The organism is Virgibacillus subterraneus, assembly GCF_900110695.1.
Lineage (GTDB): Bacteria > Bacillota > Bacilli > Bacillales > Amphibacillaceae > Lentibacillus > Lentibacillus subterraneus.
On sequence record NZ_FOEH01000003.1, the window covers coordinates 379,206 to 402,831 of the forward strand.

The 23,626-nt window shown below is 37.2% G+C and carries 26 protein-coding genes; 23 read left to right on the forward strand and 3 right to left on the reverse strand.

Features of this window, described 5'->3' with window-relative positions; genetic code table 11:
• Positions 1 to 41: 41 nt before the first annotated feature.
• Entirely contained in the window at positions 42 to 665 is a 624-nt protein-coding gene (locus BMY13_RS11500; protein ID WP_217633973.1) for a TetR/AcrR family transcriptional regulator, read from the forward strand.
• A 30-nt stretch (positions 666 to 695) separates the two neighbouring features.
• Positions 696 to 1,631: an alpha/beta fold hydrolase gene (locus BMY13_RS11505; protein ID WP_092504729.1), complete on the forward strand. Its 936-nt coding sequence runs from the start codon at positions 696 to 698 to the stop codon at positions 1,629 to 1,631.
• A gap of 479 nt (positions 1,632 to 2,110) precedes the next feature.
• Here the strand turns inward: BMY13_RS11505 and BMY13_RS19235 are convergent, their stop codons facing one another.
• Positions 2,111 to 2,296: a multidrug efflux MFS transporter gene (locus BMY13_RS19235; RefSeq protein WP_139184820.1), complete on the reverse strand. Its 186-nt coding sequence runs from the start codon at positions 2,294 to 2,296 to the stop codon at positions 2,111 to 2,113.
• Positions 2,297 to 2,344: 48 nt separating this feature from the next.
• Entirely contained in the window at positions 2,345 to 2,998 is a 654-nt protein-coding gene (locus BMY13_RS11515) for a pyridoxine/pyridoxamine 5'-phosphate oxidase (protein WP_092504731.1), read from the reverse strand.
• Between the two features lie 305 nt (positions 2,999 to 3,303).
• On the opposite strand from BMY13_RS11515, the gene BMY13_RS11520 reads away from it, so the two are divergent.
• The 3 genes from BMY13_RS11520 (at position 3,304) to BMY13_RS11530 (ending at position 5,346) form a co-directional block, all read left to right on the forward strand.
• A complete protein-coding gene (locus BMY13_RS11520; protein WP_092504733.1) occupies positions 3,304 to 3,606 on the forward strand; it encodes an RNA polymerase sigma factor in 303 nt (100 codons plus the stop codon).
• Complete coding sequence (locus BMY13_RS11525) at positions 3,603 to 4,103, forward strand: sigma factor-like helix-turn-helix DNA-binding protein (protein ID WP_092504735.1); 501 nt, start codon at positions 3,603 to 3,605, stop codon at positions 4,101 to 4,103. Before BMY13_RS11520 ends, BMY13_RS11525 begins: the two co-directional genes overlap by 4 nt.
• Before the next feature lie 205 nt (positions 4,104 to 4,308).
• Positions 4,309 to 5,346 (forward strand): Rossmann-fold NAD(P)-binding domain-containing protein, encoded by a 1,038-nt coding sequence (locus tag BMY13_RS11530; RefSeq protein ID WP_092504737.1) that lies wholly within the window; start codon positions 4,309 to 4,311, stop codon positions 5,344 to 5,346.
• Positions 5,347 to 5,982: 636 nt separating this feature from the next.
• On the opposite strand, the gene BMY13_RS11535 is transcribed toward BMY13_RS11530, so the two are convergent.
• A complete protein-coding gene (locus BMY13_RS11535) occupies positions 5,983 to 6,852 on the reverse strand; it encodes a DMT family transporter (RefSeq protein WP_092504739.1) in 870 nt (289 codons plus the stop codon).
• An 862-nt stretch (positions 6,853 to 7,714) separates the two neighbouring features.
• Between BMY13_RS11535 and BMY13_RS11545 the strand changes: the two genes are divergently transcribed.
• The 18 genes from BMY13_RS11545 to BMY13_RS11620 all read left to right on the forward strand — a co-directional run bounded on the left by BMY13_RS11545 (position 7,715) and on the right by BMY13_RS11620 (position 23,474).
• Positions 7,715 to 8,635 carry an ABC transporter ATP-binding protein gene (locus tag BMY13_RS11545; RefSeq protein ID WP_092504743.1) on the forward strand — a complete coding sequence of 307 codons (921 nt, stop codon included), beginning with the start codon at positions 7,715 to 7,717 and terminating at the stop codon, positions 8,633 to 8,635.
• The gene (locus BMY13_RS11550; protein WP_092504745.1) at positions 8,636 to 9,586 is read left to right on the forward strand and encodes an ABC transporter permease; all 951 of its coding nucleotides are present in this window, start codon (positions 8,636 to 8,638) and stop codon (positions 9,584 to 9,586) included. It begins immediately after the preceding gene.
• Positions 9,587 to 9,613: 27 nt separating this feature from the next.
• Positions 9,614 to 10,312 (forward strand): response regulator transcription factor, encoded by a 699-nt coding sequence (locus tag BMY13_RS11555; RefSeq protein WP_092504747.1) that lies wholly within the window; start codon positions 9,614 to 9,616, stop codon positions 10,310 to 10,312.
• A complete protein-coding gene (locus BMY13_RS11560; RefSeq protein ID WP_092504749.1) occupies positions 10,309 to 11,682 on the forward strand; it encodes a sensor histidine kinase in 1,374 nt (457 codons plus the stop codon). Before BMY13_RS11555 ends, BMY13_RS11560 begins: the two co-directional genes overlap by 4 nt.
• Before the next feature lie 85 nt (positions 11,683 to 11,767).
• Positions 11,768 to 12,031, forward strand: coding sequence for a PadR family transcriptional regulator (locus BMY13_RS11565; RefSeq protein ID WP_245736089.1), 264 nt, complete (start codon positions 11,768 to 11,770; stop codon positions 12,029 to 12,031).
• A 212-nt stretch (positions 12,032 to 12,243) separates the two neighbouring features.
• The gene (locus BMY13_RS19510) at positions 12,244 to 12,387 is read left to right on the forward strand and encodes a hypothetical protein (RefSeq protein ID WP_175476784.1); all 144 of its coding nucleotides are present in this window, start codon (positions 12,244 to 12,246) and stop codon (positions 12,385 to 12,387) included.
• Positions 12,388 to 12,644: 257 nt separating this feature from the next.
• On the forward strand, positions 12,645 to 14,240 hold the full coding sequence (locus BMY13_RS11570; protein WP_092504751.1) for a fibronectin type III domain-containing protein: 1,596 nt from the start codon (positions 12,645 to 12,647) through the stop codon (positions 14,238 to 14,240).
• A 93-nt stretch (positions 14,241 to 14,333) separates the two neighbouring features.
• Positions 14,334 to 14,957 (forward strand): class D sortase, encoded by a 624-nt coding sequence (locus BMY13_RS11575; protein WP_092504753.1) that lies wholly within the window; start codon positions 14,334 to 14,336, stop codon positions 14,955 to 14,957.
• Between the two features lie 299 nt (positions 14,958 to 15,256).
• Positions 15,257 to 15,379, forward strand: coding sequence for a hypothetical protein (locus BMY13_RS19945; protein WP_281243701.1), 123 nt, complete (start codon positions 15,257 to 15,259; stop codon positions 15,377 to 15,379).
• A 438-nt stretch (positions 15,380 to 15,817) separates the two neighbouring features.
• Positions 15,818 to 16,315: an SRPBCC domain-containing protein gene (locus BMY13_RS11580; RefSeq protein ID WP_092504755.1), complete on the forward strand. Its 498-nt coding sequence runs from the start codon at positions 15,818 to 15,820 to the stop codon at positions 16,313 to 16,315.
• 218 nt (positions 16,316 to 16,533) lie between these two features.
• Positions 16,534 to 17,277, forward strand: a complete 744-nt coding sequence (locus BMY13_RS11585; RefSeq protein ID WP_092493809.1) for a DUF899 domain-containing protein — start codon at positions 16,534 to 16,536, stop codon at positions 17,275 to 17,277.
• Between the two features lie 378 nt (positions 17,278 to 17,655).
• A complete protein-coding gene (locus BMY13_RS11590) occupies positions 17,656 to 18,162 on the forward strand; it encodes a DUF1572 domain-containing protein (protein WP_092504757.1) in 507 nt (168 codons plus the stop codon).
• A 127-nt stretch (positions 18,163 to 18,289) separates the two neighbouring features.
• On the forward strand, positions 18,290 to 18,799 hold the full coding sequence (locus BMY13_RS11595; RefSeq protein ID WP_092504759.1) for a YfiT family bacillithiol transferase: 510 nt from the start codon (positions 18,290 to 18,292) through the stop codon (positions 18,797 to 18,799).
• A gap of 201 nt (positions 18,800 to 19,000) precedes the next feature.
• The gene (locus BMY13_RS11600) at positions 19,001 to 20,191 is read left to right on the forward strand and encodes an NAD(P)/FAD-dependent oxidoreductase (RefSeq protein WP_092504761.1); all 1,191 of its coding nucleotides are present in this window, start codon (positions 19,001 to 19,003) and stop codon (positions 20,189 to 20,191) included.
• Between the two features lie 57 nt (positions 20,192 to 20,248).
• Positions 20,249 to 21,115 (forward strand): RNA polymerase sigma factor SigJ, encoded by an 867-nt coding sequence (gene sigJ / locus BMY13_RS11605; RefSeq protein WP_092504763.1) that lies wholly within the window; start codon positions 20,249 to 20,251, stop codon positions 21,113 to 21,115.
• 404 nt (positions 21,116 to 21,519) lie between these two features.
• Positions 21,520 to 21,870, forward strand: a complete 351-nt coding sequence (locus BMY13_RS11610; protein WP_092504765.1) for a DUF2200 domain-containing protein — start codon at positions 21,520 to 21,522, stop codon at positions 21,868 to 21,870.
• 177 nt (positions 21,871 to 22,047) lie between these two features.
• The gene (locus tag BMY13_RS11615) at positions 22,048 to 23,031 is read left to right on the forward strand and encodes a helix-turn-helix transcriptional regulator (protein ID WP_092504767.1); all 984 of its coding nucleotides are present in this window, start codon (positions 22,048 to 22,050) and stop codon (positions 23,029 to 23,031) included.
• A gap of 44 nt (positions 23,032 to 23,075) precedes the next feature.
• Positions 23,076 to 23,474 (forward strand): DUF6157 family protein, encoded by a 399-nt coding sequence (locus BMY13_RS11620; protein WP_092504770.1) that lies wholly within the window; start codon positions 23,076 to 23,078, stop codon positions 23,472 to 23,474.
• The last annotated feature ends 152 nt before the right edge of the window (positions 23,475 to 23,626 follow it).

Consider the following 23,626-nt stretch of genomic DNA (forward strand, 5'->3'; position numbering starts at 1 on the left):
ATTGACCTTAAAGGTAAATAATTTAAATGAAGGTGGTTATCATGCTTCCAAAAGTTTTGAATCTGGAACCCAAAAGAAAAGATGTTATTTTAAATGCAGCATTAAAGGAATTTGCAACGAAGGGGTTTGACGATGCCTCGACAAATGTTATTGCAAAAGAGTCCGGGATTTCAAAGGGGTTAATGTTCCACTATGTAAATAGCAAAAAAAACCTTTTTCTATTCCTTTATGATTATTGCACTGACATGATTAATAAAGAGTATCTTGATTTAATGAATTTTGACGAACAAGATATTTTTGAAAAGTTGCGTCAATCATATCTTCTTCAGATTGAGTTGCTGCAAAAGCATCCTTGGATTTTCGAATTTATTAAAATTACTGCTACTACGAAGTCTGATGAAATCAATAAGGAGCTGGAAGGAAGAGTTAATGAGAAACTTTTATTTTGCCAAGAAACTATGTTTGATAAAGTTGATGAATCTAAATTCAGGGAAGGGCTTGACGTTGAAAGAAGCAAGCAGCTAATTTTTTGGTCGAATATTGGTTTTACCAATCAGATATTAGAGGATATTAGAAGCTCAGAAATTACTGAATTAGATTATGACAATATTCTTGCAGAACTTGATGGTTACCTTAATGAACTCAGGAAAATCTTTTATAAATAAAAATTACTGATTGGAGGTCTTGATATTACCATGAGAGATTATACAAATAAACACCAAGGTGATGCGCCGATTGGACGTTTTTACAATGTGGAAGAACGACACTTGTTACTCGACCACGCTGGGACCGGGAGTCCAGCAGTAGTATTTTTACCGGCAGCCGGCATGGTCGGTCTTGATTATCTGAATATTCACAATCAAATTAGTCAACGTACAACATCAATGATCTATGATCGAGCGGGAACGGGCTGGAGCGATCAGGTTAAGCTGCCTCGAAGTGCCCTCGAGGTCACTGATGAATTGCGGAGTCTTTTATATACCGCCGGAGTACCAGCTCCCTATCTATTCGTCGGTCACTCGTTGGGTGGAATTTACGCACGCCGGTATGCTCAAAGGTTTCCAGATGAGGTAGCCGGAATGCTTCTGTTAGAACCGCCTCACGAAGACTTTCTCCCCCATACACCAAAGCTAAAGAAACGCTATTTACCTCAGCAGAGTTTTGCGATCGTTCGGACACTCCTAACTTACAAGCGATCCTTTCGCGGGTTATTTGATCAAATGTTTGCCACGTGGCCGGATTCGATACGTGAACCGTTGATTGACTATCATCTCAGGACATTATCGAAAACGATTACGGAGAAGAAGAACTTGAACAGCGAACTCTATAACGAAGTACGTAAAGGAGGAGATATGCCGGATATCCCGTTGATCGTCTATACAGCGATGGGAGTCGACCCATTTACGACTCAGATCACGAGTAAATCATTCTTGCGCGAGACTACTGATCCATTCAATAATGTAAAAAATACGATTTATACCAAATTAGCCAATTCAGTTCCACGTGGGGAGCATCGTATACTCGAAAATGCTGGTCATGCTACGATTCATACAGATTGTCCAGACGAAGTCGTCAAAGCAATCTGGGACTTACTCGACTTAAGTAAAACGCATGAAAAAAGTTCACAATAGAATAAATAAAGAGATGTGAATCCTCAACTAAAATACACTGTTTTTCGCTATATAAAAATGGCCAGAATGAACAGGAGGTCGAGGGATGATATGGATCGTCAATAATTAGCCCTTATTATCTTCCAGAACAATTAACTATGTAAATCCGCACTTCCTTGACGTTACCATGGGTAATTCTTGTCACAGTCGCTGGTAAAAACATGACAGGTACATTTTAATGTCCGGAATCAGTTAATGAATTATTTTATAGGTGGAGAAATGGGGGTCTGCTCCCTTTGCTCGGTAAAAATTTTTACCCAAAAAAGTGCCTATCACTGAATCAATCTAAATTGTTCCAGGCGATAGGCACTTTTTCATATTACCTCATACTCGCATCTTCCCCATGAATTTGCCGCACAATCTCTTTTTTTGGCGGATGAAGAAATAGTGCCAATATAAAGGCGGTGAATGCAAGGACAGTACTGCCCATAAACGCCCATTCATCCAACAACTTGTGCTTGCTGGCCGATTACCTCATTTGTGGCGGGTGCTTCTGGTTCAAAGCTTTTTATCCCCATGGAAACAAGTGTTACCAATATAGCAGTACCAATCGATGCAGACATTTGCTGCAGGGTATTGGCCATGGCTGATCCGTGTGCATACCATTTTGACAGAAGCAGGTTCATAGCGGATTTCAAACGCTCCGTTTTTGTGATAGTATTCTGTTCAGGTACTCAGGGCCACAGCAAATGATGCCTCCATTGCTCACCGTTACGCTGGTATTGTACCCGCATGTGTTTACGGTCTGGATCACCTTGCCAGAATTCGATTTCATCAGCAAGGACAGCAAAAAGCTTCCAGTTGGGACTTATCGTTTCAGGGGTTTGATTTACCAAGTCTTTCGTTTTTAACAGTTCACTCTCTAAATCTTCTCGTTTATCCAATGTTTTACTCTGATTTCCGATTAGTGCCATTGCCTGAGCTGCACTCGACCTCTTCAAAAAATCCTCAGTGTTTCTCTCTTTTGTCATTTCGGTAGCGACTCCACGTATTCGAACCTGCCTGCCTATTTCAGACCAATAAAAAGTTAAGGCGACTTTCTGGTTCACTTGCAGCTGTTCTCCTTTTCGGCTTGCCATTGATGTTGCAAAATACCATCTGTCACGGGTTACATCTTTTAGAATTAATACTCTGGCGTCAGGAGCTCCTTCCGCATCGACAGTGGATAGTGTCATTGCATGAGGTTCGGGAACACCTTCTTCAATCGCTACGTTTAGCCATTGCAAAAACAAATCTGACGGATTGTCCGTTATCTCATTTGGATGAAAATCCGGTAAGGGACCTGCCAATGATTTTAAATTGCTTAATAAATCCTTTGCTTGCTTCATAATTCTGCTCCTTTCATTATTAATCTAGCATCTTGTTTTAACATAAAAGATTTAATATCATGAATCAACTTTAAGGGTGAATAGTAATAGTATTGCTATTGTTTTTAATGAACGGGTGTTTATAATCAAAAATAAGAACCCTATACTCCCGCAATAGGGCCATATTGTCGAATAAAAGAGTAATAATTAAAATTAGCCAAGACTACCCATCTGCCCAAAAAAAATTTTTTTTATATACCCGTATCTTTTCGTTTTGATTTAACGTTTATAATAAGTGAAAGACTAAAATTGAGGAGTGATTTGCAATGTGGCCGCATGTACAAAAAACTCTCGCTGAAGCGAATGAAAACTTTGAGAATGCTGTTCAACCATACCTGAAGGACTTGAAAAACTATTGCCAATCCTTGAGGAAATCAACATGGGATGGAGAAGACCTAATGCAAGAAACATTGACGAAGGCTTATAAAAGCTGGCTTGGAAAACCAAAGACAATGTCCAAAGCTTATTTATTTCGAATTGCCTCTAATACATGGATTGATGAATACCGTAAACGTAAGCCGAATGTAGATTTTAATCAGGATATGTCCGAACTGATGGCAAAGAAATGAATTTGGATGTTATGTATAGTGCAATGGAAATGTTATTGCGTGATCTTACGCCTAAACAACGCGTGGCCATGTTGCTGTCTGGAATGGACTACACAGCAAAGGAAATCGCAGAGATGACCGGAACAAGTGAAGGGGCAGTGAAGGCAGCTATCCATCGTGCTCGAAGAAGATTGAATCGGATGAAAAACAAAGAAGATTTGAACATGGGCCATGACAGGGTTATAACGTATGTCACTGCAATACGAAATGGGACACCGGAAAAGATAATAGATCTCTTTCAAAAAGAAATGTTGGAACCCCACCAAATGTCCTTCCAAAATGTTCAAATGGTTTCTGGACCAAGGGTGGGAATACAACAAATTTCTAGAGTAGGTGTGTCATACTTACTTGTGACAATCCAGGTTAAGAATGAAAATCTCTTATTTATACCGTTTTATCGGTCAGAATGGCTGAGTTCGTTGACGTGGTTGACGCAGGAGTCTTTATTTGCGTCATAAAGGAGGGGTTATCCGGGATGTGTACGACAGGCACTTTTGGAATCGTTTTGCAGTAGTCTAAATTTAACTAGTTTTCAAGATAAAGAAAAAGGTTTTTAGGGGTATTTCACCCTCATATTTCGTTTATTAAAAAATGAGAGTAAATTTGATTCACATATTTATGAATCTGTTTGCACTTACACCATTATTTTATAGGGGGAATAGCATGGACATCTTAATTTTAGGTGGCACACGGTTTTTAGGTAAGTTTTTAGTGGAAGCAGCTATAGAAAGAAAGCATAATGTGACGCTATTTAATCGTGGAAGCAACCCTGACATCTTTCCTGAAATTGAACAGTTGAGAGGGGATCGTGACGGGGACCTGGAAATATTAAAGGGACGTAAATGGGATGCTGTAATTGACACTTGTGGTTTTATCCCAGGAACTGTCTCAAAGTCTGCAAAAATTCTTAATCATGTTAACCATTATACATATATATCAAGTGGTTCTGTCTATAAAGACCTAAGCGAGCCAGGTATAGATGAGACTGCAGAAGTAAATACGTTGGATTCTGATAAATTGGAAGAAATAACTCGTGGAACTTCTGGTCCAATATACGGTGAATATTATGGTCATTTAAAAGCTTTAAGTGAAATAGCCGCTGAAAAAGAACTACCTGGAAAGGTTTTAGTAATTCGCGCTGGTCAACTTGTTGGTCCTTATGATTATACGGATCGATTACCATATTGGATTAACAGAATATCACAAGGTGGGGAAATTTTAGCTCCAGGTAGACCCCAACGTCCAATTCAAATCATTGATGTAAAAGACTTATCACAATGGATTATTCGAATGATGGAACAAAATATAACGGGTACATTTAATGCTGTTGGTCCAGAATACACGCTTACTATGGAACAATTACTCCAAGAGTGTACCAATGTAATTAATAGCGATACTAGGTTTACTTGGGTGAATGAAAAATTTTTAATGGATAATCAAGTAGAGCCTTGGGGAGAAATGCCTTTATGGATACCCGAAGAATATCCTATGCCGGGTGAAGATAAACCATGGATAGGTTTTTTAACGATGAGTAATAAAAAAGCAATGAAACATGGATTATTATTCCGTTCTCTTTCAGATATCATTAATGATATTTTTGCTTGGGAAAAAACACGTTCGCAACATGAAGTTAGAAAAAGTGGTATAGATTTAAAACGTGAAAGTAAACTACTGGAATTATGGAAGGACTTAAAAGAATAATAATTTATTCAACTAAGACAGAGACATCGTATCGTATAATTTTGGAATCGGTATAAAAAAGCTAAACGAGGTGAAGTTCCTTTAAAGTATTACTAGTTCAATAATATGGTGCATTTCCGGAGTAAGGATCTGCGCCTATATTGCAAAAGGGCTTTTTAATAAAATTGGATATTTATGATGAAATTGATATAAAGTTTGGAGGAAGTTTAAATTAAAAACAGGATTATTCTAATTATTGTAGAAATTAGGTAAGAACCCAAAAACAATTAGGAGAGAAATTAATGATTATTTCCTGTACGGCTGGTGATGCGACTTGCCATGTCTATGAAATCATGAAGATTAAAGTATCTTCCATTAACCGGCGCAATCATTGAATAAATGGTTGCTTTTCTTTATATACTGGGACAGACTGTAGAGTAACTCTTGTATTACGTATTAGACTAATACTGTGCAACAAATAACTTAGTTTATTTTTTGAAAGAATTTACTAAGTGAAGTAGCAGCTTTTAGGTAATGTGTTCAACAGGTGCTGGAATTGGAGTAATTTTTGAAAAAAATTTAAACACCTTTTCACAAACTAAAGAGGCAGGTGAAATAAAACCATTTATCACAAACTGTCTATTGACTGAAGGCTTTTTAGTTAGATTGTCTAACACTTAAGATAGTGATAGTGGCTAAAATAATGAGCATGCCAACAAGTTGAACAATAGTCAAACTATCTTTAAGAACCAATACGCCAAACAAGGAAGCTGTAACAGGCTCTATCATAGCGATCATCGAAGCAGTTGAAGGTGTAGTCCATTTGATACCGACTATATAGAAAACAAACGACACCCCGGCTCCGACAAGACCTAACAGGAGAAACCATCCTACATCACCCGAAGTTATAACAGAAAGTGCTTCATGGTGGTCGATAAACAGTAAAAGTATCAAGGAAAATGCAAAAAAAGCGATGGTTAATATTGACTGTGGCTTACCAAAAGTAGAGGCATTTTTAAAACTGAAAATAAACAAAGCATACGAAAAACCAGAACCGAGTCCTGTAGCAGCGCCTAGTAGGTTGACAGATGATGAGCCAGACTTATAAACACCTGTAAGTAAGAAGGTTCCCAATAGTATTACAACGATACATCCCCATTTTAACCAAGTGGAGCGCTCTAATCTTAGGAGAAACGAAATTAATAGTACAAACACTGGTGCAGTGTACATTAATGTAGCTGCGATAGCTATGCTAGACGCTTCAATACTCAGAAAATAAAAGGTGAAATTTCCAGCTAAACCAACTCCTGCAAGGGTAGACCATACGTACACAGATGAAGAGCTAGGCCAATTTTGTTTTGCCCGGAAAAGAAACCATGAAAAGATACATATAAGCCCTATGGCTCCACGATAAAATGATATAACTGTAGGGTTCCAACCTTTGTTCATTAATATTTCAGCGATTCCTCCGGTGATGCCCCAAAGTATAGCTGCCAACATAACCAAGCCTATTCCACCATATTTCATTGTTGACCTCCTGTTACCGATATTGTTATTAAAATTGCTATCTAGGGTTTATTCCATTTGAGAAGAGCATTTAAACCTAAAATCATTTATGTTAATTGCTGTTTTTCATGTTTCGACCTAAAACATACTATCCCAATGAAATAAAGGGCTATTGGGAGGGAGTGGATAATGAGCATATATTTAATATATATGAGGGTTAAGGAAGTAAGTATCTTGATTTCAATTCTTCCGCTTAAGGTGTATATGACACTGTATTGGCAGTATATTTATAATACTAAATGTATTAAATATCATAATCGATTATGTATAAGAGACGAGTGCTTATTTTTAATATGGGAGACTGTTAGACAGTCTTTTTTGTGTTCAAATTTAGCACATGTAAATAAAGCTTATAGTCGTTTTGATTCCCAATAGAGTGAACTTTATTGGGAAAATTTTTGTATTATGTGTTTGCCAGGAGTTGGAGTGTCTCATATACATGATCCAATTATACTCTGCTGAATCAAGGTGTATTTAGCTAATAACTATCAGTAGAACTAATGTATCCCCTTTTATTGCGCAGTACAAAGATACTGGTAATAGATTAAAATCTAGAGACGATCACTTATAGGGTGGTCGTCTTTGACAATTACTGCGCAGCAAATAAATTCATTCCAGCCGAATTTGTGAAAGGTTGCACTTAGACTACACTTTATTCTTGAGAAAGAATAAAGTTTTTTTGTTTCCTGTATGTGTAACTTTTTCTATGGCACGAGAGGAGAAAATCACATAACGGATAAATCTTAATAGTTTTTTAAGATTTTGATAAGTGTATTATAAAATCGCCGTGTAATAATTGTTAGATAACGTAGGAGGGATTATTTTGGGAAATAAAGCAGTTGTTGAATTGATCAATGTTAAAAAACAAATTGGAAAAAGTACTATTATAGATGACATATCTCTAAAAGTTTTCCAAGGGGAAGTTTTTGGTTTCTTGGGTCCTAATGGTGCAGGGAAAACAACAACCATTCGGATGATGGTTGGATTGATAGGGATTACAGAAGGTGAAGTTCTCATCAATGGGATTAGCATTAAGAAAAATTACGAAAAAGCAATTTCGAATGTTGGAGGTATTATAGAGAATCCAGAAATGTATAAGTTCCTGTCTGGCTATGATAATCTAGTTCATTATGCCAGAATGGTTCCAAAAAAGATAACAAAGGATCGAATTAACAAGGTTGTTCATCTTGTAGGTCTGGAAAAAAGTATTAATAATAAAGTAGGCAGATATTCATTAGGAATGCGACAAAGGTTGGGACTTGCTCAAGCATTACTTCATTCCCCTTCACTGTTAATTTTAGATGAACCTACAAATGGTCTCGATCCAGCAGGTATCCGTGAAATTCGAACTTATATACGAAAAGTTGCACATGAGGAGAATATGGCAGTTTTTGTATCCAGTCACTTACTATCTGAAATGCAATTAATGTGTGACCGGATTGGGATTATTCAAAACGGAAAGTTAGTTCGTGTGGAGACAATTGGAGACATTATTGATATTTCCAAAGAAGCAACCATTCGATTTCATGTGGATCCACTAGATAAAGCCTTGCATTTTTTACAATCTTTTTATGAAAAGACGGATATGGAAATAGTAGATGATTATATTAAGATAAGTTTGAAACAGGAACAAATTCCTCAATGTAACAAGGGTCTAGTGGAAAATGATATCAGGGTTTATGGAATTACATCTACCCAGGCTACATTAGAAGAAAAATTCTTAGAAATTACGGAGGAAAAATAGATGGTTTCACTAATTCACTTAATAAGAAATGAAAATATGAAGTTATACAAACGTACTGGTACTTGGGTGATGATTGGATTAATCATACTAGCAATAGTTGGTGTTGGACTTTTTTCGAAATTTGTTTTAGATTCAGACGCGCAAATAAATTGGAAAGAGCAACTGAAAGATGAGAATATGCAGTTAGAAAGAACAATGAAAGACACAGAAAAAATGGGGGTCGGAAATAATTATGTAAAACAACAATTAGCCATCAATAATTACAGACTTGAAAATGATTATCCGCCTGTCCATTCTCAATCTTTGTGGGGCTTCATGATTGATGCAACGAATTTCACTGGCTTTGTCGCATTATTTACCATTGTCGTTGCAGCAGGTATTGTGGCAAGTGAGTTTTCATGGGGAACCATTAAATTACTACTAATTCGACCAGTAAGCCGTTCAAAAATATTACTTTCCAAATATATTACTACCATTTTATTTGCATTATTTATGATATCATTATTGTTTGGATTATCCTTTATATTTGGTAGTCTGTTGTTTGGATTTAGCGGGCTAGAACAACCTAACTTAGTGTATCAAGAAGGTCAGGTTGTTGAGCAGAATATGATAACCTATATCATTAGCCTATATGGATTTAATAGCATTGATCTCTTCATGATGCTTACTTTTGCGTTTATGATTTCAACAGTGTTTCGAAGCAGTTCGTTAGCTATTGGTATTTCTATCTTTTTAATGTTTACAGGTCCTCAACTTGTGCAATTGTTAAGCAATTATGAATGGGTGAAGTATGTCTTATTTGCTAATACTAATTTACAGCAATATACAAATGGAATTCCTATCGTGGAAGGAATGACAATGACCTTTTCGGTTAGTATGATTATTATCTATTTTGTTATTTTTATTGCGTTGTCTTGGATTATTTTTGAGAAGCAAGACGTTGCATCATAATAAGAAGTTATTAAAGGTGGATTACCAGTGAATGCAGATCGAATTTTAATTGTAGAAGATGAAGCAGAACTTGGCGAATTAGTAAGAGATTATCTTACAGTAGAAGGATACCAAGTGCTTCTTGCTGACAATGGAGAAGAAGGAATGCAATTATTTCATCAGGAGCAGCCAATTCTGGTTGTTCTTGATATTATGTTACCTGGTATAGATGGAACAGAAGTATGTCGTAGAATTAGAGAAGAATCCACTATTCCCATTCTAATGATGAGTGCCAAACAACGGGATACGGATAAAATCATTGGTCTAGGAATTGGTGCCGATGATTATATTACAAAACCGTTTAGTCCAGGAGAATTAGTAGCTAGGATTAAAGCTCACATTAGGCGTTATAAACACTTTTCGGGTCAAAAACAGGACAACGGAATCGTTTCATATGGAGATTTAAAGCTTGATAAAAATAGGTTTGAAGTATATGTGAAAGAAAAGAAAGTCGATTTAACGGCGAAGGAATTTCAGTTACTGTATATTTTAGTATCTAATAAGGGACAGGTCTATACAAAAGAACAATTGTATGAGCAAGTATGGGGATATAGTCATATTGGTGATGTAAATACAGTTACGGTATATATTCGGAAAATCAGAGAAAAAATTGAGAACGATTCCTCCAGACCAGAGTATATTCAAACCATTTGGGGAATCGGTTATAGATTGAATGATGCGCTATGAAATCAAGCTTGAAAAATAGGTTAATTCTCGCCTTTTTATCTATTATAATCATTCCTATTCTTGCTACAATTGTTTCTTTTTTGGTAGGAGCTAAAAATTTTGAATCTCAAGATGAGGACCAGCTTAATGTCTTATTTACTGATGTAAAAACGGCGATTAGAAATAATGAAGATTCCCTTTCGAATAAGCATCTTTTTTACACAAAGCTCGTTCCTTTATTAGACCATTACGATATTAATTTGACTATCCATGGACAAAAGAATCAATTGCTATTTGACTCTAAAGAATTCCGACCTCGTGATAAAAGTCAGAAATTTATTATTGATATTGATACGTTTACAATAGATGTACAGACTGCCTCAGGTAAATTATGGAAGGTAGAAATCGAAGCAAATTCCTTTCAAGCTGAACCCTTTAGTGTTTTTCGTGATGTTTTACAAGTCATGTTTGTAAGTCTAGGAATTGGTCTATTTATTTTAATATTGTTAATTATTTTATGGGTTTGGTACATAACAAGGACAGTAATCTATCCAATAAGAATTATTTATCAAGCTACAGAGGAAATGAGGGAGGGGAATCTTGATTATGCCATACCATATAATAGGAAGGATGAGATTGGTAGGTTTATTCAAGGTTTCAATTTGATGAGAGAACATCTTAAAGAATCTTATGCAAAACAAAAGCAATATGAAGATTCACGAAACGTGTTGATAGCCAGTATCTCTCATGATTTACGAACCCCTCTCTCGTCAATAAAAGGCTATGTAGAAGGGCTACTAGATGGAGTTGCAAAAGATGATGCAATGAGAGAAAGGTATCTGAGAGTTATTCACGATAAATCAAATCACTTAGATAACCTCATTGAGGACCTGTTTGAATACTCAAAAATTGAATTAGAACAACTCCCTATTCATAAAGAAGTTGTTGATGTAAATGATTACTTTATAGAAATGCTGGAAAAATTAAAATATGATTTGAATAATAAAGATGCGGAGCTTGAATATGTTATGAACGTCCCGTCTTTTCAAATGGAATTTGATCCTAAACGTATGAAGCAAGTGTTTAATAACTTAGTTGATAATGCTATTCAATATGGTAGTGATAAGGTATTTATTCAAGTGGAACAAATAAGCAAATACCTTATTGTAAAAGTGAAAGATAACGGTCAAGGTATTGAGGAAGAAGATTTACCATACATTTTTAATTCTTTTTTTCGTGGCGAAAAGTCTAGATCTAAAAAACATAGTAGTGGCTCAGGCTTAGGCCTTTCTATAGTTAATTACATTCTGAAAGCTCATCATGGTTCTATTAATGTCGAAAGTCAAAAAGGGAAAGGAAGTCTTTTTACACTCACTCTTCCATTTAACTAACGAATGAAAATTATATCTAGATTTTAGTTTAATTAAACAGTATACAGTAAGTAGTAATACGATATAGGGGAGGAGGGTGCACTAAATGAGAAAAACTGAATTGTTAAAAGGGAGTACAAGTATTATTCTGTTATCGTTACTATCGGAAAAAGAAATGTACGGCTATGAAATCACCGAGAAAGTCCACCAGGTAAGTGAAGGGTATTTGAGTTATAAGGAAGGAACTTTATATTCAGCTTTAAAGCGACTAGAGTTAGCTGGTTTGGTGAGAGCTATTGGCAAAAATCAAGTGATGGACCACGCAGGAAATAATACCGTATTACTACTTCAGGAAAAAGTCACTGTCTGATCAAAGCAGGAGTGGGGTCTGTTTCAAAAGGTCATGTATCGGATTGTGGGTGATGTCAATGTCAAAACAAGTATCGATTAAAGAGTTTGATAGCTATATGAAGAAAATCACTAAAGAATTACGCCTAGACGAAATAGAAAAGAAATAACTTGCGGAAGAATGGAAGCAGCATCTCTATGATCATTATTGTTCACTTCTCAGGGACAATGTAGATGAAAAAGAAGCAATTCAAGCTGTTGACGATGATTGGAAAAGTCGAACTTACAACTCCAGTCATTATAATACTAACTACTATTAGTATTGTTTTAGTTATTATGAATGTTGTAAATAATACGAAGGGAACCAAACAAGAATAAAGTCTACACTAACGAGGGCTTGTCTTGAACAGTAAGGTAGTTGCACGATTTAGTTTTATTAAAGAAGCAAGACCCAAATAAGTGCCTGGCGATAATGTGTCAGACATTTTATTTTTGGGTCTTTTTTATTTTGTTAAGACTAAAAAATTATTCCTTGTTAAAAAAAATTAAAGTTTGCCGAAATAATAAGAGGATAGGAAAAGTATTCTTGAATTACCATTTTATTATTTAGAATAATTATTGCAGGAGGAAACGTAATGAAAAAATTGAAATTTATAATCTTTGCTATTTTGGTGGTGTTTTTCATTTTTCCGGTGAATAGCTTGCAGGCAGAAGAACTGAAGACATATGACAAACTAACCTTGGTAGACGAAGATTACCAAAATGATTCACTACTTCGAGTATACAAAGATAAAGATGGGAATGTCGTTTTTCATTCTATTTTTATTCAATCGGAGTTAAGTGACACCATTAAGGCAAGCGAGGACCAAGTTTTGACAGCCAAAAAATTATTGCTTGCATTTTATATGAAGTTCGATTTAACCAATAAAATGAATGAATTATTACATAAGTCCTTTCCTGAATCCAATCCTAGAACCGATATGGAAGTAAAAACAATTGAAATCTCCCCCGACTATTTGGATAGGTTGGAAGAAACAGAATCAATATCACTTGCATATGCGAAAGATCAAAAAGCAAAATTTGAACAGTTAAGTGAAGCAGAGCAAGAAGCACAAAAAGGGTATACCTTTTATTATTACGATTACGGTGAGGAATATTTGGGAACAACGGAGGAGTATATAAAGCGTTTAGATGTTGAAATTAAGGAAAGTACAGATCATTCGATTACGATAAGTTGGTCTGCTAATAACACAAACGTTCCAGACGGAGTTCTTTATATGTATGTATCCCTTGGTTCAAAATGGAGTGAATGTTTTCCGATAGGCGCTGTTTCACCTTGTAGAATTAAGGTGGACGGAGAACAGCAATTTACACTGGATAATTTAGAACCTTCAACCACATACAAAATCAGAATTGGGGGAGGCGTATTTTCGGAAGATTCAACTGCATCTAAGTCCGTTGAAGCAACAACAGAACCAAAAAGTAAGAATGAAAAAGAGAAATTTAAGGGAGACGATGTTTCTCTAAAAAATCATATTACTGTTGATCCAAACATTACGAAGAATACGGCAAAACTTCCAATGAATGTAATTGATTTACTTGCGAACGAAGGATTATTAACCGTCAACTTGGAAAAAATGTCTAATAAAAAGAACTCAACTATTCAATTTAGTTCAGAGGAAATGGATGAATTGATACAACGTAAAGCAACCATCCAGCTTGATCATAGTGAGGTTGAACTTTCCGTACCATCTACTGTATTACAAAACTCAAAAGTCACAAAAATAAACTTGGATAAATTGGAAGCTGTTAATGGTTCTCTTAGCGCTGTATTTGACTTTAGTATTACCCAGGAGAATCAAGTTATCAGTCAATTTGATCAACCAATTACACTCCGTTTCCCAGTAGATCAAGAATTGGTCGAGGACACGAGTAATCTAGCAATTTACTTCCATAATGAAGAAACAAATGAGTGGGAAAAAATCGGTGGAACTTACGAAGATGGAAACGTAACCGCCACAGTTAATCATTTCAGCACATATACTGTCTTTGAAGAATCTGTAGAAGAACCTACAACTAACGAAGTCCCTACTATTAATGATAGTGGAGTAACTGGAAAAAAACTACCAAATACTGCAACAAATGCTATGAACTTCCTAATGCTTGGTTTGTTATTCAGCCTTCTAGCTAGTGCGTTGGTCGTTTATCAGAATAAAAGAGGAAGAGCTTAAAAATTTTTGTTTCCCCTCCTACCTTTAGGAGGGGATTAGTAAATTATTAGTTCACAGTTAAGATGTAAATATCATAACAGGAGTTGAAATGTTATGTCAGTAAAGAAAAAGAAGGTCAGCATGATTGTATCCATCCTATTTACTTTAGGTGGGATTTTCTTGTTATACGGATCGTGGCTAATGGTAGACAGTAAACTTTCACAGGATAAAGCACATGAAATAGCAAAATCCAAAGTGGTATCTAGCTCAGCACAAGTGATTACTAAAAAGTCGACTTCACAATCCTATCATTTTGAAAAAGGAGAAATTTTTGGTGTTTTACACATACCTAGCATAAAGGCAGAGCTTCCAATAATAGAAGGTACAGGGGAGCAAGAACTTAAACAAGCGGTCGGGCATTTTATCGGTTCTTCTTTCCCGATGCAAAATAATCAAATTGTTCTTTCGGGTCACCGAAACACAGTGTTTCAAAATTTAGGTGAGCTTGTTATTGGCGATAATATAGTTGTTGAAATGCCTGACGGAGAGTATAAGTATGAAATAAAAAATACGGAAATTGTTGATGCAGATGATCGTACAGTGATTCGTTCGACAGCACCTAATGAAATACTTACGTTAACAACTTGTTATCCATTTAGCTATATAGGAAGCGCTCCTAAAAGATATATAGTTTATGCCGAACCAGTTTTTGTAGAGCAATCTGGTGAGAGAGGTTAATATATAGAACTTTAACCTCTCTTACAATAGATTGTTCCGATCCCCCTTCAAAAAAATTCTCATTTTGAAACGAGAAGTACAAGAGTTACTTAATGGAGATGGAAAGATGTTAGAATTTAATACAAGAAACAATTAATGATTTTGATACCAATTTATCCTATATAAATCTAGATTTTAATGTACATAATTTTGTTGAAAAAAATTTTTTATCTTCTGTTAAGTGTAGAGGACATGAAGGTAATTAGTATTGTCATAGATGGACCATTTAAACTTAATTGTTTTTGATGTGGATAGTGTCATTGCATGAGGTTCGCGAACACCTTCCTCAATGGCTACGTTTAGCCATTGCAAAAACAAATCTGATGGGTTGTTCGTTATCTCGTTTGGATGAAAATCCGGTAACAGACCGGCCAATGACTTAAATTGCTTAATAAATCCTTTGCTAGATTCATAATCCTGCCCCTTTCATTATGAATCTAGCATCTTATTTTAATATAAAAGAATTAATATCTTGAATCAACTTTATCATTATTTTAAAGGTAGATAGCAGCAGTATTGCTAATGTTTCTTATGTAATCAAAAATAAGAACCCTAATCTGCAGCAATAGGTCCAGATTATTGAGCAATCGAGAAGAAATTCTTCGCAATAGTATGTGATAGACTTAAGAAAACATAAGGGGGTAATAAGTTTAATCCGTCTATAAATGAATGTGTTAACAGGTGCATTCCCGGAGTAAGAAACTGCTCTTTAATTACTTAAAGCAAGAGAAAGGTATGGTTTAATTACCGATATTTGCAGGAACTACAAAAGAGTGAAATCAAAAAGAAAGATAATTAATAAAATTACTGGAGGGACCAAAATGATAACCCAAGTCGAAATAACCCATACTTTCAATGCTACACGTGAACTAGTGTTTAGGTCATTTACAGAATCAGAGCATTTACAGAACTGGTGGGGGCCGAAAGAGTGGACGTTTCATGTTGCAAAAGCAGATTTTCGTCCGGGAGGTGTCTTTCATTACAGCCAGAACCCTGCTGATGGCGATGTAATGTGGGTTAAATTTATATACAATGAAATGATTACACCAGAGAGAGTCGTTTACACCAGTTATTTTTCTGATGAGGATGGAAATATTGTGCGTGCACCTTTTAACGAAAACTGGCCATTGGAAACATTGAATACACTGACGTTCACTGAAAATGGGGGTAAAACAACCCTTACAGCAATAGTAGCTCCTGCTGCATCAGCAACTGAAGAGGAACTGAAGACCTTTGGAGAATCACAAGTTATGGTTCATGAAGGATTTTCAGGAACCTTCAATCAATTAGAAGATTATTTATCAAAGGAATTAAAATAATCCGGACCATGCAAGAAAATCACCGACTAAATTAGCGGTGGTTTTCTTTTTGAGGTGGAGAATATAATTGATTTAATTTCAGACATACACAAACGGTGGCAAATCAGGAATAAGTGCCTGCGTCTAAATTTTATATAAGCATTTTTGTTAAGGAAAAAGGATTTTAAGACAAACGAAAAGAAGTAATTATGATAAGCAAACAGAAAGGAGTATATATTATGAGTGAGGATATTAGCGTAAATCTTCCCGAGATTGTCACGCATGATGACTGGCTTGCGGCTCGTCAGAAGTTATTAACAAAGGAGAAGGAGATTACTCGTAAGCAGGATGAATTGAGTGCTGAGCGTCGCAGGATGCCCATGGTTGAAATCGACAAAAATTATATTTTTGAAGGACCAAATGGCGAAGTAAGTTTACTTGATTTATTTAAGGAGTGTCGCCAGCTTATTGTCTATCACTTTATGTTTGATCCGACTTGGGATGAGGGTTGCGAGGGTTGCTCCATGATTGTTGATAGCATGGGACACCTTTCTCATCTGTATGCTCGTGGTACTTCTTTAGTTTTAGTGTCCCAGGCACCTTTGAGCAAAATCGAACCTTTTAAAGAACGTATGGGTTGGGGGATACCGTGGTTTTCTTCTTTTGAAAGCGAATTTAATTACGATTTTGAGGCTACATCAAAGGATGGTGCACAGCTTCAACACCAGGGATTGAGTGTTTTTCTGCGTGATGGAGACCGTGTCTTTCACACGTATTCTACTTATTTACGAGGTCTCGATACACTCTTTAGTCCTTTTAACTACCTTGACCTAACACCATTTGGCAGACAAGAAACTTGGGAAAAATCGCCCGAAGGCTGGCCGCAATCTCCCCCGTATGAATGGTGGCGTCTCCATGACGCTTACGACTACACTGAAGTTCCAGGTTCATGTTGTCATTCAAGAAGCATCACTCGTAAATAGTTGTATTTTCGGTACAGGGCAACAAACTGGCGCGTTTATCTCATAACGCGTCTATTTTGTATAGGGCGTTAATGTTGATTAAGTACGACGAAAATACAACATATCTATTTATTGCGTAGTGCAACCATACTGGTAACAGATAAATCTTAATAGTTTTTTAAGATTTTGATATGCGTATTATAAAATCGCCATGTAATAATAATTGTTAGATAACGTAGGCGGGATTATCTTGGAAAATCAAGCAGTACAACGATACTATGTAATAGAAAAATGATATTCAAGAATTGTGCACGGTAATCAAATAAGAGCCGTAGCCTTTAAGTTGTATCATTTTAATTAAGCAACAGAAGGCCGGAATACTGACTGGGAGGGTCAATGATGAGTCTTGGAAATGAGTATTTAAAAGTTGTTCAAGAAAGGTTTAAAAGTATCAAAGACCTCGGGGATAAGACAATAAGTCAATTGTCAAACGACGAAATTCACTGGAATTTCAATGATGCTTCAAATAGTGTCGCTGTTATAGCTAAACATTTAAGTGGAAATATGGTGTCCAGATGGTCTGATTTTTTAACATCGGATGGAGAAAAGTCATACAGGAATCGTGATCAAGAATTTGAGAATGATATACCATCAAAACAGGAATTGATAGCAGTTTGGGAAAAGGGTTGGAAGACTCTTTTTGAAACATTAAATGGATTAGAGGGTCAGGATTTATTGAAAAGTGTGGTTATTCGTGGTGAAAGTCATACGGTATTAGAGGCAATTGAAAGGCAAATGGCACACTATGCCTACCATATAGGGCAAATCGTTTATATTGGTAAACAAATAAAAGATGAGAATTGGGAAACGCTCAGTATCCCTAAAGGAAAATCAGAAGAATATTAACAACAAATGCTGATAAGAAATCAGAAATAAAAAAGGGGTTAGCCCTTATTTTCACGAATAGGATTATGAAGTATTCTATTAATAATCAATAAGTAAAAAATTAACGAATAGGGAAAGGGGATTAAACATGGATGTAAGATTTCCAATTGGGGAATTACAAGTTCCAAAAAAGGTAACATTAGGAAATATTCAAGAATGGCTAAAGGAGATCGAAACTTACACGATTCGATTAAGAGAAACTGTTGACTCATTAAGTGATGAGGAATTAAGCAGAACATATCGTGATGGTAGCTGGACAGTTCGTCAACTTGTTCATCACATTGCAGATTCTCAGTTGAACATGTATCAACGTTTGAAGCTGGCTTTAACAGATGAGAATCCAACAGTACTAGCTTTTGATCAAGAAAAGTGGGCTATTCAACCCGATACAGAGCTACCCGTAGAAAGTTCTATTAAAATGCTAGAGGGTATAAATGAGCGCATCGTATCTTTAGGGTATAGTTTAACGGAAGACCAAGTAGATCGAGCTTTTACTCACCCGAAAAACGGTGAAATACAAGTTGCAGCAAAAGTTGCAAAATTAGCTTGGCACGAAGAGCACCACTTAGCCCATATAAAAATCGCATTATCAAAATAGCAAAATATTTATGGAATTGGCTTATCGAACTTCGATAAGCTAATTTTTTTAAATAAGAATAATTACAGAAGTTTTATTCAACTAAATGGTGTGATAATAGTAAAGGATTTTTATTAAATTTCGCATTTGTTCGTTTCCGATGTCACAAATCAGAGTCTTACATTGTTATATGTATGAAACTTAAAAAGGAGCTGAGGAATAATGGACGACTTGACATGTATAATTATCGGAGGCGGTTATGCAGGGCTTAAAGCACTCAAACAAATACAGGAGACAACCCGGGACATGGCAAACGGACGGCGGATTCGGTTTGTGCTGGTCGACAAGCAGCCCGGTCATCTGCGCAAATTGAGGTTATTTCGGCCAACTACGGTCGAGGAAGAAATTATGATTCCTTGGAATGATTTAGTTTTAGGAGAATTTGAATTTGTGCAAGGTACAGTTAGATCTGTGGATAGTGAAAAAAAGTGGGTTCAATATGTGGATGTGCAAGGAAATGATGCCCAAATTCATTATGACCTTTTAGTCGTGGCGGTTGGTAGCACCGTTCGGCGACCAGATACCGACCAAGGTGGGATCGTCTTGACTGATCAACAATCCGCGGCAGCCATCCGGGAGCGCTGGCATGTCAGTTTACGAAAGGCTGCTGAAGAGACGAATCCTGAAGAACAAAAGCGTCTAATGACAATCGCGGTTGCTGGAGCGGGTATCAGTGGCATCGAGACGTCTGCGGAGCTGGCACTCTCTATGCAGAAGGAAGCAGCTGCGCTAGGGCTGAATTCGTCCAATATCTCCGTATATTTACTGAATTCACATGAACGACTGCTCTCAGAAGTGTCGGAGAAATTTAGGCGGAAGTTGGATCAGGAGCTCAACAAATGTGGAGTGACCGTACTTCACAATCGTAAGGCGATGCGGGAGGAAACAGGAGAGGTGACGCTAAATAATGGAGATTCACTGAAAGTTGGCCTATTGATATGGATGATTGGTCTGATACCGAATCCAGCCCTGAGCGGTATGGGCTTACCGCTTACACCTGATGGTCAGGTACTGGTAGATGAATGTTATCGTGTCCAAGGGGCGCCGGAGGTATACAGCATTGGCGACTGTGCGAGAATCGTCGATCCGAAAACCGATAAGGCGGAACAGAAGACGTGCTTTGAAGCTGGATTACAAGGGATTCGACTGGGGAAGATTGTGAGTGCCGATTTGGAGGGTCAACTTGCACCGGTTCACAAAGCATCGAAATCCAATATGGATGTCTATAATATTGGTCTGGGTCAAAAAGGGGTGTTTTGGATACGTAAATGGGGAATTGATATGGTGATGACAGGAAAGACTCCAGGGAAGATCAAGAAGCTGGTAGAGGATAAAGCCAGTTACCTTCGATAGAAACAAGAGACCAGGATGCAATAAATTTATAACATTCAAGAAAGGAGGGACAGTGAGATGGAAGAACTATACGACCAATATAAAGCGCTGCTGTTTACGCTGGCATATCAGTTGACAGGGTCTGTTGCAGACGCGGAGGATGCGGTACAGGACGTATTTTTTAAAGCGTACAAAGCACATGTCGAACGTTTAGAGGAGCCAAAAGCGTATTTGTGTAAAATGGTGACCAATCGCTGTCTCAATCTGCAGAAGTCAGCACGAAAGAGGAGGGAAGCATATGTCGGTCCGTGGCTCCCGGAACCAATTCGGACGCAAGAATCGGATACACTTGAGATGATGATTGTCCGCCGCGATTTGCTGTCTTACGCCACGCTCGTAATGTTGGAGAGGTTGACACCTACAGAACGGGTAGTTTTCGTCTTGCGTGAAGCGCTGGGATTCGATTATCCCGAAATAGCCGAACTGCTCGGCAAGAGAGAGGCGAATTGCCGCAAGCTGATGAGCCGGGCGAGAAACAAGATGGGAATATCAGAGGAAGAGACAGTTGCGACCGAAGCGATAGAATTGGAATGGGTTAACCGGTTCCTCACTTCCCTTGAACAAGGTGACGTGGATCATATACTGTCTCTGCTGACTGAAGACGTCATGCTCGTCACTGACGGAGGAGGAAAAGTAAAAGCATTCAGGCATCCAGTACAAAAGCGTGATCTCGTAGCTCGATTCCTGTCTGCTGCGCTTGAAGGGATGGCTCCCTTTTATCAGGAAAGTCTTCACTATGAAATTACTTCTTTGAATGGTGAGACCAGTATAGTACTCCGTTCTGGTGATGAAACAGTAGCCGCTATATGTGTACAACTCCGGCACGGAAAGTTTGCAAGTATTATCTATGTCGTACGGAACCCGGATAAGCTTACTCGGGTTTAGGTAGCCGATTACAATCTCTAGAAACACTTGTTGGAAAGATACTAACTTCTACAAGAATTATATTTACTGTTGGCAGTCAACAATAACTTTAATAGAGGGTGGCTAATAAATGCCAACTAAAAATGCATAGGTTACTCCAAGCTCATACTTGTATCCAAGAACAGGGCAGTTATTCTATTTACTTTTAAATTATCTGAGGAGTTAAAATGAAATTTGTTGTCCTCTTTCCAGTTTTATTGGGCAATTCCAGTTGTAAGTATTAAAATTGTTTTCATTAATACATATTATCGAAATGTGTTTACACAAAATTATTAAAAAGATAGCAACCATGAGAAATCAAAATAACTTTTAAATGATATAATTGAAAAACAAGTAATCAAAAATACATGAACAGGAGGGGGATTATGACCAAACATAAGATCTTTACAATGAGTGTCGCAAGTGTCTATCCCCATTATGTTACGAAGGCAGAGAAAAAAGGACGTACGAAAACAGAAGTCGATGAAATCATCCGTTGGTTGACAGGGTATAGCCAGGAAGAGTTAGAAGCGCAACTGGAAAAACAGGCAGACTTTGAGACCTTCTTTGCGGAAGCTCCCCAACTGAATCCTTCACGGAATCTGATCAAAGGTGTAATCTGTGGTGTCCGAGTGGAAGACATCGAAGAACCAACTATGCAGGAAATTCGCTATTTGGATAAGCTGATTGATGAGTTAGCAAAGGGAAAAGCGATGGAGAAGATTTTGCGGAGATAATAATTATAAACGAAGAAACACTGATTCTATGGGGCAGATTGTTGAGTAAACACCCATGACTGAGTAAACGACAAACTTAAGGTCTGAAAAATAAATTTTTCACAGTAAATAAATAAAGCCCAATTAATTGTGTAAGTTGGAACTAAGAGATTATCCGCTTGAAAGGAGGGAATTTGCTTGGCAAAATGGGACAATATGCTAGCTATCGTTTGGCTGTTAAGATCAAGAAACAGTATGACGGCGGAACAACTTTCTGAGAGATTGGAAATTAGTGTTCGGACGGTTTATCGCTATATTGACGCACTTTGTGCAAGCGGGGTGCCCATTGTAGCAGACCCGGGACATGACGGGGGCTATCATTTGCCGAAAAGTTTTCGGGAAGCACCGCTGTTTTTTAATCTTAATGAATTGAAAAGTCTTTTTCACGCCGCCTCATTTGCACGGGGAGCAGGGTATCCGTATGAAAAGGATTTAAGCCATGCCCTTGAAAAAATCCAACAGAATTTGAACTACAAACAGAAGGCCTATTTGGACCGCCACATGAGTGGTTTGGATGTCATGTTTTCACGACATGATGAATTGATGCACCGTTGGCTTAAGCAACTTGAACAAACCGTGGCAGAGGGGCAAACCATTGATATGTTCTATGATAAACGGAAGGGAGAAGGACCAGTTGAACGTCGGATTGATCCATATGGGTTGGTGTACCGACAAAATTATTGGTATGTGGTCGCCTTCTGTCATTTGAGACAAGAGCTGCGTACGTTTCGTATAGATCGAATCAGCTACCTGTCATATTCTGGTTTATTTTTTGAGCGACCGTCCGATTTTTCGGCGAGCAAGTATTTACAAAATCAGTGGAGCTTTGAATGGGAAGCAAAAGAGCCAACTACTATGATCCATGTTCGGGGGATACCTGAGGTTATGGATTATCTGTGCCAAAATATGCACCATTGCCTGACGGAACGAGGAGATGAAGAGGCACATTTCAAAATCAATGTTGAACGGATGGAAAATAAATTGCCTGCGTTCCTTCTTTCGTTTGGAACAGGTATTCAAGTATTGGAACCACAGGCGTTAAGGAATAAGATGGCAGAAAAGGCCCGACAACTTGCAAACTATTATGAAACAAATGAGTACCTTGACGGAGGTGAGAGGTAAGTAGGATTCCGAGTCACTTTTTAAATTAAATGGAGGTGGATACCATGAATTATTACAGTACATTTATATTAATTTCTGATGATAGCCCTGTTCAGGCAAGTAAAATACCTGTATCTAATCGAGAAAAGAGGACAATCTCTGAAATTGAATATGCGCTGCTTCATGAGAACCCAGGCTACTATACGCAAGATGAGTTACAATTTGAGGTACATATGATACACAAAGGAATTCCAAAAGAAAACCGTCACGGGGAAAAGATACTTTTTTTAGAGAAAAGTCGTGCTTGTATGCGAGCTTCTTCTCTACCGAAACGTTTTGGCTGGGGAATTTACTTTGATACATACGGAAACGCTGAAATGATTCCAGTTGAAACGGAGAAATATCAAGAGCTTAAACAACAGGATCAAATTAAGAAGGTAAAGGCGATGAAGTCTAAAAAATAAATAAATTGCCATCGTTAGTTATTGAATAGCCACTTCAAATGGAATGGCTTTTTGCGAACGGGATAGTAAAAGACAATACGGCAATTAGTAACTTTTTGTAAAATGATAACATCCCCTGACAGCATTTGTCAGGGGTATTGTTTTATGATTGT

What these genes read in the sequence shown, in the direction of transcription:
- BMY13_RS11580 (WP_092504755.1), top strand. Translation starts at nt 15,818, where the DNA reads ATGATAACCCAAGTCGAAATAACCCATACTTTCAATGCTACACGTGAA.
- BMY13_RS11550 (WP_092504745.1), top strand. Translation starts at nt 8,636, where the DNA reads ATGGTTTCACTAATTCACTTAATAAGAAATGAAAATATGAAGTTATAC.
- BMY13_RS11585 (WP_092493809.1), top strand. Translation starts at nt 16,534, where the DNA reads ATGAGTGAGGATATTAGCGTAAATCTTCCCGAGATTGTCACGCATGAT.
- BMY13_RS11600 (WP_092504761.1), top strand. Translation starts at nt 19,001, where the DNA reads ATGGACGACTTGACATGTATAATTATCGGAGGCGGTTATGCAGGGCTT.
- BMY13_RS11610 (WP_092504765.1), top strand. Translation starts at nt 21,520, where the DNA reads ATGACCAAACATAAGATCTTTACAATGAGTGTCGCAAGTGTCTATCCC.
- BMY13_RS11535 (WP_092504739.1), bottom strand. Translation starts at nt 6,852, where the DNA reads ATGAAATATGGTGGAATAGGCTTGGTTATGTTGGCAGCTATACTTTGG.
- BMY13_RS19510 (WP_175476784.1), top strand. Translation starts at nt 12,244, where the DNA reads ATGAAAAAGAAGCAATTCAAGCTGTTGACGATGATTGGAAAAGTCGAA.
- BMY13_RS11525 (WP_092504735.1), top strand. Translation starts at nt 3,603, where the DNA reads ATGAATTTGGATGTTATGTATAGTGCAATGGAAATGTTATTGCGTGAT.
- BMY13_RS11520 (WP_092504733.1), top strand. Translation starts at nt 3,304, where the DNA reads ATGTGGCCGCATGTACAAAAAACTCTCGCTGAAGCGAATGAAAACTTT.
- BMY13_RS11575 (WP_092504753.1), top strand. Translation starts at nt 14,334, where the DNA reads ATGTCAGTAAAGAAAAAGAAGGTCAGCATGATTGTATCCATCCTATTT.
- BMY13_RS11560 (WP_092504749.1), top strand. Translation starts at nt 10,309, where the DNA reads ATGAAATCAAGCTTGAAAAATAGGTTAATTCTCGCCTTTTTATCTATT.
- BMY13_RS11590 (WP_092504757.1), top strand. Translation starts at nt 17,656, where the DNA reads ATGAGTCTTGGAAATGAGTATTTAAAAGTTGTTCAAGAAAGGTTTAAA.
- BMY13_RS11515 (WP_092504731.1), bottom strand. Translation starts at nt 2,998, where the DNA reads ATGAAGCAAGCAAAGGATTTATTAAGCAATTTAAAATCATTGGCAGGT.
- BMY13_RS19235 (WP_139184820.1), bottom strand. Translation starts at nt 2,296, where the DNA reads ATGAACCTGCTTCTGTCAAAATGGTATGCACACGGATCAGCCATGGCC.
- BMY13_RS11530 (WP_092504737.1), top strand. Translation starts at nt 4,309, where the DNA reads ATGGACATCTTAATTTTAGGTGGCACACGGTTTTTAGGTAAGTTTTTA.
- BMY13_RS11620 (WP_092504770.1), top strand. Translation starts at nt 23,076, where the DNA reads ATGAATTATTACAGTACATTTATATTAATTTCTGATGATAGCCCTGTT.
- BMY13_RS11595 (WP_092504759.1), top strand. Translation starts at nt 18,290, where the DNA reads ATGGATGTAAGATTTCCAATTGGGGAATTACAAGTTCCAAAAAAGGTA.
- BMY13_RS11570 (WP_092504751.1), top strand. Translation starts at nt 12,645, where the DNA reads ATGAAAAAATTGAAATTTATAATCTTTGCTATTTTGGTGGTGTTTTTC.
- BMY13_RS11565 (WP_245736089.1), top strand. Translation starts at nt 11,768, where the DNA reads ATGAGAAAAACTGAATTGTTAAAAGGGAGTACAAGTATTATTCTGTTA.
- sigJ (WP_092504763.1), top strand. Translation starts at nt 20,249, where the DNA reads ATGGAAGAACTATACGACCAATATAAAGCGCTGCTGTTTACGCTGGCA.
- BMY13_RS11500 (WP_217633973.1), top strand. Translation starts at nt 42, where the DNA reads ATGCTTCCAAAAGTTTTGAATCTGGAACCCAAAAGAAAAGATGTTATT.
- BMY13_RS11505 (WP_092504729.1), top strand. Translation starts at nt 696, where the DNA reads ATGAGAGATTATACAAATAAACACCAAGGTGATGCGCCGATTGGACGT.